Origin of the sequence: Streptomyces sp. NPDC002793 (assembly GCF_040295485.1) — a bacterium.
In the GTDB taxonomy this organism is placed as follows: Bacteria; Actinomycetota; Actinomycetes; order Streptomycetales; family Streptomycetaceae; genus Streptomyces.
Map to the genome: position 1 here is coordinate 1 of NZ_JBEOVL010000084.1, position 12,168 is coordinate 12,168.

Annotated in this window: 11 protein-coding genes and 1 pseudogene; 4 read left to right on the top strand and 8 right to left on the bottom strand. The window is 69.9% G+C overall.

The window, feature by feature from the left end; translation table 11 throughout:
• Positions 1-374: pseudogene (locus ABT001_RS34920) on the bottom strand (hypothetical protein); the annotation flags it as partial.
• 495 nt (positions 375-869) lie between these two features.
• Here ABT001_RS34920 and ABT001_RS34925 point away from each other — a divergent pair.
• Positions 870-1,298, top strand: a complete 429-nt coding sequence (locus ABT001_RS34925; RefSeq protein WP_351285620.1) for a hypothetical protein — start codon at positions 870-872, stop codon at positions 1,296-1,298.
• 210 nt (positions 1,299-1,508) lie between these two features.
• Here the strand turns inward: ABT001_RS34925 and ABT001_RS34930 are convergent, their stop codons facing one another.
• From ABT001_RS34930 to ABT001_RS34955, 6 genes are all read right to left on the bottom strand, one after another.
• Positions 1,509-2,363 carry a hypothetical protein gene (locus ABT001_RS34930; RefSeq protein ID WP_351285621.1) on the bottom strand — a complete coding sequence of 285 codons (855 nt, stop codon included), beginning with the start codon at positions 2,361-2,363 and terminating at the stop codon, positions 1,509-1,511.
• The gene (locus ABT001_RS34935) at positions 2,350-2,706 is read right to left on the bottom strand and encodes a hypothetical protein (RefSeq protein WP_351285623.1); all 357 of its coding nucleotides are present in this window, start codon (positions 2,704-2,706) and stop codon (positions 2,350-2,352) included. The genes ABT001_RS34930 and ABT001_RS34935 overlap by 14 nt, the downstream gene beginning before the upstream one ends.
• A gap of 70 nt (positions 2,707-2,776) precedes the next feature.
• Positions 2,777-3,787 (bottom strand): NAD(P)H-dependent glycerol-3-phosphate dehydrogenase, encoded by a 1,011-nt coding sequence (locus ABT001_RS34940; RefSeq protein WP_351285625.1) that lies wholly within the window; start codon positions 3,785-3,787, stop codon positions 2,777-2,779.
• Positions 3,784-4,662 (bottom strand): class I SAM-dependent methyltransferase, encoded by an 879-nt coding sequence (locus ABT001_RS34945; protein WP_351285626.1) that lies wholly within the window; start codon positions 4,660-4,662, stop codon positions 3,784-3,786. Before ABT001_RS34945 ends, ABT001_RS34940 begins: the two co-directional genes overlap by 4 nt.
• Positions 4,659-5,801 carry a YcaO-like family protein gene (locus tag ABT001_RS34950; protein ID WP_351285628.1) on the bottom strand — a complete coding sequence of 381 codons (1,143 nt, stop codon included), beginning with the start codon at positions 5,799-5,801 and terminating at the stop codon, positions 4,659-4,661. The genes ABT001_RS34945 and ABT001_RS34950 overlap by 4 nt, the downstream gene beginning before the upstream one ends.
• Positions 5,791-7,050: a TfuA-like protein gene (locus ABT001_RS34955; RefSeq protein ID WP_351285630.1), complete on the bottom strand. Its 1,260-nt coding sequence runs from the start codon at positions 7,048-7,050 to the stop codon at positions 5,791-5,793. Before ABT001_RS34955 ends, ABT001_RS34950 begins: the two co-directional genes overlap by 11 nt.
• Positions 7,051-7,532: 482 nt before the next feature.
• Between ABT001_RS34955 and ABT001_RS34960 the strand changes: the two genes are divergently transcribed.
• Positions 7,533-8,762 (top strand): NsdA family TPR-like regulatory protein, encoded by a 1,230-nt coding sequence (locus tag ABT001_RS34960; protein WP_351285632.1) that lies wholly within the window; start codon positions 7,533-7,535, stop codon positions 8,760-8,762.
• A 500-nt stretch (positions 8,763-9,262) separates the two neighbouring features.
• Positions 9,263-9,535, top strand: coding sequence for a hypothetical protein (locus ABT001_RS34965; RefSeq protein WP_351285633.1), 273 nt, complete (start codon positions 9,263-9,265; stop codon positions 9,533-9,535).
• Positions 9,536-9,633: 98 nt separating this feature from the next.
• Here the strand turns inward: ABT001_RS34965 and ABT001_RS34970 are convergent, their stop codons facing one another.
• Entirely contained in the window at positions 9,634-10,665 is a 1,032-nt protein-coding gene (locus tag ABT001_RS34970) for a hypothetical protein (RefSeq protein WP_351285634.1), read from the bottom strand.
• A 312-nt stretch (positions 10,666-10,977) separates the two neighbouring features.
• Between ABT001_RS34970 and ABT001_RS34975 the strand changes: the two genes are divergently transcribed.
• Positions 10,978-12,168 (top strand): ISL3 family transposase (locus tag ABT001_RS34975; protein ID WP_351285635.1); only part of this gene is annotated, 1,191 nt, incomplete at its 3' end.

The window sequence follows — 12,168 nt, forward strand, 5'->3', positions numbered from 1 at the left end:
CGCCAGGAGCCGCCGGTGAGCTTGCAGCCGGCCGCGACCTCGGGGGCGTTCACGGCCTCGGAGAGGATGACCTCTCGGCGGGTGTCGCAGCCGTCCATGGCGTTCAGTCCGCGGTTCCAGTGCTTGTACAAGGTCCGCTTGTAGCCCTCCCGGTGCTCCTCAGCGACCGGGAGCCGGTCGATCGCCTCGAACAAGCCCAGCGCCTGCCGGGCCACGGGGGCGCCGTCGGGGGTCTGCGCTGGGGCGTAGGAGGTGAAGGGAAGTTCTTCCACCGGCAAGGGGCCGGTGAGGGTGTTGGCGGAGGCGGGTGTGGCGAGCAGGGGCAGGGCGGCGAGGGCGAGCGCGGGCAGGCCGCGTCGCAGCAGGGAGATCATCACGGGATGTGGTGTATCAGCCGTCCCCTGTCCGGCGGTTGAGCGCCGACGCTACGTCACCCGATCGCGAGAGCGGTTCACCTGAAGAAACGGAACATCCGATGAGCCTGACCTCGCTCCTTGTCCAGGATCTGCGGGGCGTCGTCGCGGTAGACGTGGCGGTGGTAGCGGCGGCGGATCGGCGCTCCTGCTACCAACAACACGGGTGAGGCGACGAGAAGGGCCAATGAAGACCTTCACGGCTCTGAGCTTGGCCTTTCCCAGTTCTCGTCTCATATCGCATGAGCTCAGTGCGCTGATCCTCGTGCTCGTCCGTCAGCTTGTCCGTCGGCTCTGGTGCGGTGCCTGCCCTATGGCCCTATCAGGGGCGGGTGGTGGGCTGGTGGCTCATCAAGGCCAACGAACGCGCCCTGCGGGGTGACAACTTCGGGTGAACCGGGCCCCTGGCCCGTGACTGCGGGGGTGGCCAGATGCGTTGAGCCGTCCATGCGCCGAATGATCATTTCTGTTGCCCTGACCGCCGTGCTCGTCCCCTTGGCCACGGCTCCCGCGTCGTCCGCGCCCATGGCGGCCCGTGCCTACGTCGACAAGCGGGTGCGGGCCTGTGCGGGGGAGGGATCTGGCTGCCGTCCCGGGGCCGTGGCCCACTACTGGTACAAGCGCGGCTCGACGGCCCGTGGGGTGGGCTGGGTGTACGCCTCGCGGGAGGGTGTGCGCTCCGGTACCGCCCGGTGGCACGTCAAGAAGCCCGGCGGCACGTGGAAGGCCGCCAGCGGCTGGAAGCGCGCAGCCCGGGTGGGTGGCAACTTCGTGGAGACGTCCTGGGGCCGGGACGGACACACGGGCCCCGTGTACCCGCGCGGTACCCGGATCTGCGTGCAGTTCAAAGGCCTGTCCACGAAGGCCTGCGTCACTCTCAAGTAGACCGGCAGATGTGCGCGGTCTCGCACCTCGGCGGTCTTCGAACGTCGCGGTGTGCGGAGCCTGCTGGCCACGGGGTGCGGGCGCGGCACACGCTCATAGCCGGATGTGCCGCTGCGTTCGGGTACTCCTACCTGGGGCCAAGCAGGCCGATCCGTGTCCGGGCAGAGCGGGTTGCGACTGACATACACGCGCCAGGGCATCGGCACCGGGTCAGATGGTGAAAGCGAGGTAGGTGCCGGTGGTGAGGCCGGAGAAGGTGATGAGCTGACGTGGCTTGAGGCAGGTGAACGCTGCATGCATGGCGATGCCGACTGCCACTGCGTACGGCATCGTCTGCGGGATGAGGAGCGCTGGGGGCAAGCCGATCTCCGCGGCAATAGCGGTGATCGAGGCCACGCGCCAGAAGCGGATGTCTCGCTCGGTGAGGTTGCCGGTGTGGTGGCGGACAAAGCCGGGGACGGCGTGCTGACGGCGGTGGGGCAGGCGGTCTTTGATCTGGTCGTAGACGTGGATCCACTGGGCGAGGTAGAGGCCGGTGCGGAACTGGGGCGAGCGGAGTTTCTGCCAGGCGCTGTTCCAGTAGATGTCGGTGGTGATCAGGACGAGGAGGCACTGGGCCCAGGTGTTGGCGGTGCTGGGCTGGTGCTCGATGTGAAGGCCGCGGCCGAGGTCGCCGGCCAGGAGGAGGCAGGTGCCGGTCAGCAGGGTGAAGCGCACGGCGTTGGGGCTCTTGAGGTAGAGGAGCTCCATGGCGGCGCCGGTCAGGGCCAGGACGAGGGACAGCCGGGGCATGAGTCCTGCGGCGAGGGTGACGGCGGCGGCTGTGCGGATGATCAGTGCGGGCCGGTAGCAGCGGGCCAGGATGCGGGCCCGGGCGGGGCCGAAGCGCTGTTCGGCGAGGTGGGTGCTGAGCGAGTCGGGGGTGAAGCGGTCCCATCCGCCGTGGCCGAAGGACAGGGCGAAGCGCAGGGTCAGCACGGTGGCGAAGACGATGCGGAACAGCTGGAGGCGGCCGGGGTCGGTGGGGTGCTGGAAGCCGGAGGCGATGCTGTCAAAGAACCACATGGCTGTCCCTCACCTCGATGTGGTGCTCCCCTTGGGCGTTGAGCAGTCGGCCGTGGCCGTCGAGGCGTTCGTAGCGGCCGCTGCTGATCAGGTAGTTGATGATGGCCTGCAGCTGGGGTGGGCCGAGGATGAAGGAGCCCGGTGAGAGGTGGTCGTAGACGTTGACCGGCTCCGTCCGTCCGTCTGTTGTGGTGCCGGTGAGCTTGATGACGGTGAAGGTGGCCCGGCAGAACATTTTCCAGCGGAACCAGCGTCCGGGCAGGCGGGTGAAGCCGGTGATCATCCATGCGGCAAGGGCGAGAGTGAGGGCGATCTGGGCAGCGGGCAGCACGAACTGGGGCATGGGTGCCAACCTCCGGGCGGGAGGGTGAAGGGTGGTGTGGCCGCCCCGGTGAAACCGGGTGGCCCGGGGGTCAGTGCTCGGGCTTGGGGGGCCGCTGCATCAGCGCGGCCGTGGCCTGATCGAGGCCGATCTTGTCGTGGAGCAGGTCCGACATCACTTCGGTGATGGGCATTTCGACGTCGTGTGCGCGGGCCAGTGCGAGGATCGCCTCTGCGCTCTTGACGCCCTCGGTGGTGGTGCGGGTGGCGGCGGTTGCCTGCTCGACGCTCATGCCTTGGCCGAGGTGGGTGCCGAAGGTGCGGTTGCGGGAGAGCGGGGAGGAGCAGGTGGCGACGAGGTCGCCGAGGCCGGCCAGGCCGGCGAGGGTTGCCGGATGGGCGCCCATGGCGGTGGCGAGGCGGGTGGTTTCGGCGAGGCCGCGGGTGATGAGCATGGCGGAGGCGTTGTCGCCAAGGCCCATGCCTGAGGCGATGCCGACGGCGAGGGCGATGACGTTCTTCACGGCGCCGCCGAGCTCGCAGCCGGTCACGTCCGTGCTGGTGTAGGGCCGGAAGTACGGGGTGTGGCAGGCCTGCTGAACCCGGCGTGCGGTGTCTTCGTCGCGGCATGCGACCGTCGCGGCGGCGGGCTGCCCTGCCATGATCTCCCGGGCCAGGTTCGGACCCGACAGCACTGCCATGCGGTCCTCGCTTATGCCGGTCACTTCGATGATGACCTGGCTGGCGCGCAGGCCGCTGCCCAGTTCGATGCCCTTCATCAGCGACACGATCACCGTGTCCGGTCCGATGAGCGGTGCCCACGCGGCGAGGCTGGTGCGCAGCGACTGTGCGGGGATGGAGAGCACGAGGTAGTTCGCGCCGTCCAGCGCGGTGGCCGGGTCGGTGGTGGCCGTGAGGGTGGCGGGCAGTTCGATGTCGGGGAAGTAGCCGGGGTTGCGGTGTGTGGTGTTGATGCCGTCGGCGATCTCGCTACGGCGGGCGTGGACGGTGACGTCGGTGCCGGCGTCGGCCATGATTTTGGCGACGGCGGTGCCCCAGGACCCTGCTGAGAACACGGCCGCACGGCTTCGGGGCTGGCTCACTGCGGGGTCCTCTCGTCGGGCGTGTGCCCGCCGCCGTGGCGGTCGGGCGTGGCCATCCTATCGGCGATACGGGCCTGATCAGGGGCGGTCGCGGGGCGGTAAAGGGTCAGCAGGACGGCCCGTCGGCAGGGCAATGCGGGCAGCATCTGTTCGGCCTCCGCCAGCATGCTCTGCGCCGGTGCGTCACCCAGCTCGCGGCGCAGCTCGTCGGCGTGCCTGATCCAGAGGCGGTAGAGGCGCTCCCACATAGCGGGCTCATCGGGGCGTTCGTCCACGTGTTCCACGATGAGCCCGGCTGCTGCAGCCTGCTCGGCCCATGCGGGGGTGGCGTCTCGGCGCAGGGAGCGGGTCGTCACGAGCCGGCCGCCCGGGGCCAGGACGCGGCCGAGCTCGGCTACCGCCTGGTCGCGGTCGGCCGCGCGGCCGAGAGCGTCGATGCAGACGATGCCATGGGCGGCGGAGTCGGGCAGGGAGGTGTTCTGCAGGTCGGCGACGCGGAAGGTGGCGCGGGCGGTGTCGTTGCCGAGGAAGTGGGGGCGGCGGGCGGTGGCCTGGTTGACAGCGACCGGTGAGAGGTCGAAGCCGTCCAGGCGCAGGGCCAGGGCGCGGGCGAGCCAGAGGCCGATGCCGCCGGTTCCGCAGCCGGCATCGACGAGGAGCTGTCCCGGTCGCATGCTCAGTCGGCTGGTGATGAGTGCCAGCAGGGGCCAGTCGCAGGAGCTCGAAGCGCCGATCTCCGCCGGGTAGTCGGCGCCCATCGCCGCGGCGTACATCCGGGCGACGAGGTCGGTGCGGGCACGGGCGGTGTGGAAGGCGTCGTACTGTGCGGGATTCGGCGGCGCGGGTGCGGGTGTCTGGGGTGGGGTGGTGTTCATCGGGGCATCGATCTCCGGATCCGCGAGTGGGTGCCGGGGCAGAGGACCTGCACGGCGTGGACCGGTGCGGTGGGGGCGGACAACTGAAGGGCCACGGGTTCGTGTCCGGTGACATCGGTGACTCTGCGGACCACGTCGGCTCGGCGCTCGGCGAAGGTCGGGGCGGGTGGGGCGAGTCGGGATGTCGCCTGCGTCCAGGGCATGAGGCCGGTGGCCTGCGGTGGATGGAACGGGGTGTCGAAGCTGGCGATGTCGCTGGGGAGGTCGTCGCGCGTGCCGGCGATGGCCGTCAGCCGCGACTGTGCGGCTTCTGTCAGCGCTCGGGTCAGGGCGATCGTGGGACTGCTGTGGCAGCCGCCGCCGGCGAAGACGACCGGGTAGTCCTCCGACCAGAGGTAGGCCACGCACACCGGCAGCCCGTACGGACCGTCCACCAACGCCATCTCGAACATCATGCCCGCGGCCGCCAGCCGGTCGACCACCTCCTGGCTGTGCGGGTCGTCGACGGTTGCGGGGTCGATGAGGGTGCGGTTCCTGCCGCCGTTGAGACCGTCCCCGTAGAGCACGTCGCGTTCCACGACCTCGTACAGCCCGTGCAGCAGGGCTTCGTCCCTGGTGTTCCCGCACGCGAGGCCGGTGCTGGTCGCGCGGATCAGATCCGGGTTCCACTCGGGTCGCTGAGCGCGGCGGCGGACGACGTCGACCGGCACGAGGACCTCGTCCCCGCTGTCCAGGCCGGTGCCCGGCGTCCAGTCCCACACCATCCTGGCCAGCGTGTAGTCGGGGTGGGGAACGGTCAGTGGCATGGCGGTCAGCGGGCAGTTGGGGGCCACCTCTGTTGCCGGTCCGCGGGCCGCGATGTGGAGTGGCTGCTCGGTGTGCCACAGCTCGATCCCCTCCATGACCGCGGAGAGTTTCGCGAGCAGGCTGGTGGCCCCCTTTCCCTGGGACGCGCTCAGGGTGTGGGAGGCGGGTCGGATCGCCGTCCAGACCGGGAGCCCGATGCAGTCCAGGCCGGTCAGGTCAGCGACGCGGGTGATGCCGTAGTGCGTCAGGTGCCCGGCCACCGCCTCCCAGGTCTGCTCGGCGCTCCGGGCACGCACCGTGCCCGGCAGGACAACCACGTCATCAGTGCGCATCAGCCGTCTCCCTCTTCGCGGTCGACTCGTTCATCTCGTCCAGGAGGCCGGGTACGAGGGGCTTGGCGGCCGCGACGGCGTGTGCCCCGGAGACCAGCCCGCGGGCGGAGGCCTCCGCGTCGAAGTACTGCTCGGGGCACTTCCACACCCGCAGCAGGAGCTGCCGGGTGAGTGCGTCGCGTACCGCTGCCGTGGAGAACCCGGGCTGTGTGCGGCGTGCCTGTTCGAGGACGGCGGCGTACTGGGCGACGGCTTGTCGGTCCTGTGGGGTCTCGCCGGCAAGCAGCAGGGCCGCAGTCTGCTTGTCCCGGAGGTCGATGGTGGGGTGGAACACGCGGTCGGCAGGCAGGGTGTTCCCGGCCGCCTGGGCCAGCCGCACCGTCAGCGGCAGGCCCGGGCCGTGAGCGGGGTGCAAGGAGCGGTGTTCGAGGTAGGCCGCCCACGTTTCCCGGAAGGCCGGATCGAAGACCTGCTGGTAGACCAAGCGGTCCTCGGTGGACAGGTGCAGTCCGTCGACCCTCTCGTGCGCCCAGGCGTTGGACCAGCGCCGGTAGTACGTGGTGTCCCACATACCCCGTGCCGGCCGGGCACCGACCGGGAGCGGCCTGCCGGAGAGAGCGGTCTGTACGGCGGCCAAGGCGTCAGCGCGCTTGACGTCACCGAAGTGCGGGTCCCGCTGGAGTTGTTCGGTCAGCCAGCGGGCGAACGGGCTCTCGCCCTGCCAGCGGCAGACGGCCCGGACCGCGGCTGTGGTGCGCTGGGGGTAGTAGACCGCGCGCAGCGCCTCAAGCAGTTCGTGGGCCCGGGCGCGGTCGAGGATGCCGGCCTCCTGAGCCAGCCGGAGCACGCTGCGGAGGTTGACCAGCGGCCAGGTCAAGGCGTCCCATTGCCCGTCGGGAGCTTGGCCGACGGCTACTTCGTCGTCGGCGGTGATGTCGCCGCGGTAGTAGGCGGCGTAGACGGTGCCGACGCCGAGCATTCCGTACGGTGCGAGTTCGGCGGCCCGCAGCGCGCCGATACTGGCCGCGCCGATGACGTGCACACCCCGGCCCATCGCGGCGAGGATTTCCTTATGCCGGAGGGCCGGGGCCTGGTGGTACACCCCGTCGATGAGCACGGCGGTGTCGCCGTCGCGGATCGTGGCGTGGAACAGGTCCCCGTGCCGTGCCGGGGGCCAGAGCCGGATGCCGGGTGCGGCCAGCTGCGGTTCGGACCGTGACAGCGTCGGCCCGACGAATACGTGGATCATTGCGGTCTCCAGACGGCCGGTGCGAGAAACGCCCGCCCCTCCCCCGCGGCCCAGGTGGGCACGAGGAGAGGGGCGGGCATCCCCGGGGGATCAGGACGCGGAAGCGAGGGAGGGCTACTCCTCGTCCTCCACGTCGACAGCGACCACCACGGGTCCGGTGAGCTCGGTGGTCTCGTCGGTCGACGCCGGGATGCTGGCGGCGGCAGTAGCGGACTTGGGCTCCATGGAATACCTCCTGCGGAAAGGGGGTTCAGCGGCCGGTCGGCGCGCTGTTGGCAGTCGCCAGTGAAGCGGGAACCGGACCTGTGGATAAGCCCGCCGTGGGGACCCGTCATGGGGGTAGCGTCTGGGCTGACGCTGCGGGCGAAGGGGGACTCGTGGACGACTTACGTCCGTCACCAGCGCAGATTCCAGACTGCTTGCTGAACGACCCGGTGTTCGCCCATGCCGCCCGGGCCCGTGACTTCACTACCGTCTTCTCCATGGCCCGCGAGCACGGGGTCAGCTTCTACCGGATCGGTGAAGCCGCCGGCATGAAGGCCGAGCGGGTCGCCAAGGTCGCCCGGGGCAAGGCGACGGTGACCACGCTGGACGCGACCGAGCGCATCGCGGACGCACTTCGGATTCCCGGTGCCTTTCTGGGGCTCGCTGCGCGACCCTGGGAACACAGCTCCCCGAGACCGCACCCGGAGGCCGACGATGGAGATGACCCGATGAACCGCCGCCAGGTCCTGCGCGGCGCCCTCGCATCTGGCCTCACGACCACCGCCCTCACCTCGTTGACCGAGACCCGCCAGTCACTGGACCTCGCTCTGGCCGCTGATACGGCCCCGGCTGATCTGTCCGACCTTGAGGCTGCTGCCGAGGCCTACGGATACGGGTACCACGGGCAGGCCCCGACCCGGTTCCTCGCCGACCTCGTCAGCGACTTCGCCGAGCTCCGGCCCCATCTCGACAGCCCCCAGCCGGTCGCCGCCCGCATCCGGGTTTGCAGCACGGCCGGGCAGATGGCGGGGATGATCGCGATCGTCCTGCACGACCTCGGCACCCGCAAAGAGGCCAGGAAGTGGTTCGCGACGGCCTCGAGGGCCGCCCAGGAATCCGGCGACCGCCAGCTGCACGCCTGGGTCCTGGCCCGCGAGGCGATGGTGCCGATCAACTACGGCGCCCCGCAAGCTGCGGCGCTGCTGGCCGAGCAGGCACGGCAGGCCGCCGGAAGCCGGCCGACGGCAGCCGCGACCCTGGCAGCCGCGGTCGCAGCCCGCGCCTACGCCCTCTCCGGCCAGCCAGACCAAGCCCGCGAGGCGCTCACGGCCGCCGACGCCCTCATGGAACGCCTCGATGCCGGTGCCCGCGCCGACACATGGCTCACCCACAGCGAGCAGAAGCACCACGTCCATCTGTCCCACGCACTCACCGCGCTCGGCGACACCCGGCGTGCCCGCGAAAGCCAGCAGAGGGCACTGGAGCTATCCGCGCCAACCAGCACCATGACCCGCTCGCTACTCACCATCGACGCTGCCACATGTACTCACCGGGACGGTGACACTGAGGAGGCCTGCCGCCGGATTGTCTCAGTGCTGACAGCTCTTCCTGATGCCTTCCGCGGTGGACTCGTGCACCACCGCGCAATGGACCTCTACCACTCGATCCCCGTCCGGCATCACGACGAGCGCGCCGTGCGCGCGCTGCGGGATGTCCTGGCCGCCTGATCCGTTCCCGTGACCGCTTGCGCAGCTGGTCGTTACCCGGGCATAGGTGCGCGGCTACCCCCGTGGTCGGCAGGACCTTCCCGAATGCCCGCATCGGATAGGTGCGGGCATTCGACGTATCGGGCACTCGGGGAACCCTCGGCGTCACCGAGATTCTACGAATCCTGCCCGAACACTGAGGGCTGGACTGATTGGCCAGCACCGCCTGCGGCTGATGACGAACCGCCGGCCGGTGAGCAAGCCGGAATGCCCCTGCGTCCATCCAGGCCGGGACGCGCTCACTCGGACATGAACGACGCGCAATGGCCGGCGAATGCTTCGTTCTCTGCGGCGTCGGAAGTACGGGTGTACGTACACACCAGACACTGCCTGTACCCGACAAGGTCACCGATCACGACGAGGCCTTCGACAACGAATGCCTCCTATCCGCAGACAGGACAGCTGTCAAGGTCGTGGCCGTCCGGGTTACGCTTCGGGTGATAGGCGTTGGGATTCTCGACGTGCTCCGCTCGTCGCGCGGCCTCGTCGTCACCAATCCGTTCGAGGTACTCGGCGGCCCTGCTCCTGGAGGCTGCGTCTTCTCGCACAACGGCCCACCAGAGCCGGTCCTGCTGCTCCTCCCCCATCACCCCCAGACTCTCCTGACCGTCGAGCGCCAGCAGGGCGCCAATATGCCGCAGCCGCAGGCCCCCCTCTCCTCGGCCGTGCCGGGCTGGCTTTGTCCACGAGTACGGGTTCTGGTCCAACTTCTGTGGTGTGACTACTCCCTGTGACCGTGGGCCTTGCTGGTCGGTCCCGCGAGATGTGACCGAGCACCGTGCCTGGCCCCGGTGGACAACGTCGATGCACAAACGGGGCCGAGGCTGGGCGCTCAAGGCGAGGAGGCCCAGGGGTCGTCCGACGGTTCGGGCTCTTCGGGGTGGAGCATGCAGCGAATACAGCGCCAGAGTCCCGGTTCACCGGATCCGGTGGCGGCGTTCATCCACGGCAGGGCGTCCATGGCATGCGCGCGTTCGTCTGTGGCGAAAGTGTTGATGGTCTGGTGAAGGTCCTCGGGGGCGGGTTCGTCCGTGAGGCAGAGCCAGCCGATCGCCGCAGCTAGGCGGACTTCAGGGGCCTCTGTCCAGTCTCGCCACCGCTCACGGAGCCACCAGACGGTCGGCGGATGTGCGTGGGCCCGGGTGATCTCCGCGGCGGCGAGGAGCAGGGCGGCACGGACTATGGCGTCATGCTCCATGGCGAACCTGGTGGCGAGGGCGGTTCGGACCGTGTGGTCGGGGTCGGCGGCGGTGGCCAGAGCGTAGGCGGCGTCGATGCGGATGGTGGGGTCGGAGTCGTTGAGAAGGGGCAGGAGCACGGGTGCTTCGGCGGTGATCGCGGCGCGGGCGGCGGCCACCGACCAGCCTGCCGGGTAGCCGGTCACCTCGACGCCGTAGTCGTCGTAGTCGTCGGGGGCGTGACGCCGAGGATCGGTGCGGTGGAGCAGGAGTTCATCGCGGGAGGCGACGCCGAAGTGCTGGGCGCGGGCCGGGCTGGAGAGTACGCCGAGGGTGGCGGCACGGTGTGGGTGGCGGGCATCGGTGGCGATGGGGGTCAGGAACGGTACGGCGAGGGCGACGGCGGCCCGGCTGTCGTTGGCACACAGGCCCCCCAGCACGTCCGTCGCGTGGCTTGCGGGGTCCTCGCCGGTGTGCAGCAGGTGAACAGCCTTCCGGGCATCGTTCCCGTGAGGGAAGTTCCCCCACGGAACGGCGTCGAGAAGCAACCCGCTGTGGGCCCCGGACTGGATGCCGGCCACCACCGCCCGCACATCGAACGCGCCTCCCGCGAACGAGGCCAGATCCGCTCCGTCCGCCAGCGCCCGGCACATCTCGAACGCCGGATCGGTCCGCCAATCCCTCACACCACACCCCCGCCATCGAATCCCCAGAGTCTCGATCATGCCCTGCCCGTCTGCCCCCGCCGGTCAGCTACCGGACATCCAGGGGCACATCCCGACGCACCACAAAGCGCCGAGAACCCGGAAGGCATCCTTCGCAGGGCGAAATGCGGTCGGGCCAACCGGAATGCTCAGGAGCCACCCATCGCGTTCAGTCACACGAGATCGTCTGGAAACTGCCGGTGCCGACCGCGTTCGGCCTGATGGTTCTGGGCTGTGCGCGAGGTACTGCTCCGGCTGGAAGAGCTGCTCTTCCTGGCGGATCCGGGGATCAAGGTGGAGTCGATGCAGGACGATGGCGAGGTGATCCGAATCGGTGTCAGATGCCGGACGACCGGGGCTCGGTGCCCAGGTTGCGGAAGCTGGTCGGGGCAGGTGCACGGCTCCTACCTGCGGTTTCCCGCTGACCTCCCCATGTCGGGACGGCGGGTGGTGCTGCAGCTTCGTGTCCGGCGCTTCACGTGCCAAGACGTCCCCTGCCAGCGGCGGACGTTCGTCGAGCAGGTTGCGGGCCTGACCCGTCGGTACAGCCAGCGAACCGAACGAATGCGGTCGGCGCTATCCGAGGTCGGCCTCGCCCTGGCCGGTCGCGCCGGTGCCCGGCTGGCCGACGTCTTCGGAGCGAGGGTCAGCCGGAACACGCTCCTGCGGTTGGTCAACGCTCTACCGGAACCCCAGCCACAGGTCCCGCGTGTGGTCGGCGTCGACGAATACGCGATGCGCAAGGGCCGTATCTACGGGACCGTGCTGGTCGACGTCGAGACCCGCAGACCGGTGGACCTCCTGCCGGATCGCGAGGCAGGCACTGTCGCGGCCTGGCTGGCTAAGCACCCGAGCATCGAGGTCGTCTGCCGCGACCGCGCCCCGTTCTTCGCCGAGGGCGCCAGCATCGGCGCGCCTACCGCGGTACAGGTCGCCGACCGATTCCACCTCTGGCGCAACCTCGGCGAAGCGGCCGAGCGGTGCGTCTCCGGCCACCGCGCATGCCTCCGTGCGACCTTCGCCGAGTCGGCGCCGGAGAAGACTCCGGCTCCGGAACAGGCCGAGAGCGGGTCGCCATGGCCCACCGGGCACCGATTCGCCGACCGCACCCGCGCCAAGCACGCCACCGTCCACGCGCTGCTGGCCGCCGGCCACAGCCGACGCTCGATCCAACGACAGCTCGGAATGACCTACCGCACCGTCCAACGGCTGGCCGACGCCGCCAGGCCGGAAGACCTGTTCCACGGGCAGTGGCAGAACCGCAGGACAAAGCTCGACGACTTCAAGCCCTTCCTGCACGAGCGGTGGTCCGAGGGCTGCACGAACGCCTGGACCCTCTGGGAAGAGATCAAAAGGCACGGCTACACCGGCGGCTACGGCGGCGTCCGCGCCTACCTCCAGCCGTTCCGCGCATCCCCGACCGCACCTGCGGCCCGTCCGCCGTCCCCACGCACGGTCACCGGCTGGATCCTGACTCACCCCGAC

What these genes read in the sequence shown, in the direction of transcription:
- ABT001_RS34925 (WP_351285620.1), top strand. Translation starts at nt 870, where the DNA reads ATGATCATTTCTGTTGCCCTGACCGCCGTGCTCGTCCCCTTGGCCACG.
- ABT001_RS34930 (WP_351285621.1), bottom strand. Translation starts at nt 2,363, where the DNA reads ATGTGGTTCTTTGACAGCATCGCCTCCGGCTTCCAGCACCCCACCGAC.
- ABT001_RS34935 (WP_351285623.1), bottom strand. Translation starts at nt 2,706, where the DNA reads ATGCCCCAGTTCGTGCTGCCCGCTGCCCAGATCGCCCTCACTCTCGCC.
- ABT001_RS34945 (WP_351285626.1), bottom strand. Translation starts at nt 4,662, where the DNA reads ATGAACACCACCCCACCCCAGACACCCGCACCCGCGCCGCCGAATCCC.
- ABT001_RS34950 (WP_351285628.1), bottom strand. Translation starts at nt 5,801, where the DNA reads ATGCGCACTGATGACGTGGTTGTCCTGCCGGGCACGGTGCGTGCCCGG.
- ABT001_RS34955 (WP_351285630.1), bottom strand. Translation starts at nt 7,050, where the DNA reads ATGATCCACGTATTCGTCGGGCCGACGCTGTCACGGTCCGAACCGCAG.
- ABT001_RS34960 (WP_351285632.1), top strand. Translation starts at nt 7,533, where the DNA reads ATGGCCCGCGAGCACGGGGTCAGCTTCTACCGGATCGGTGAAGCCGCC.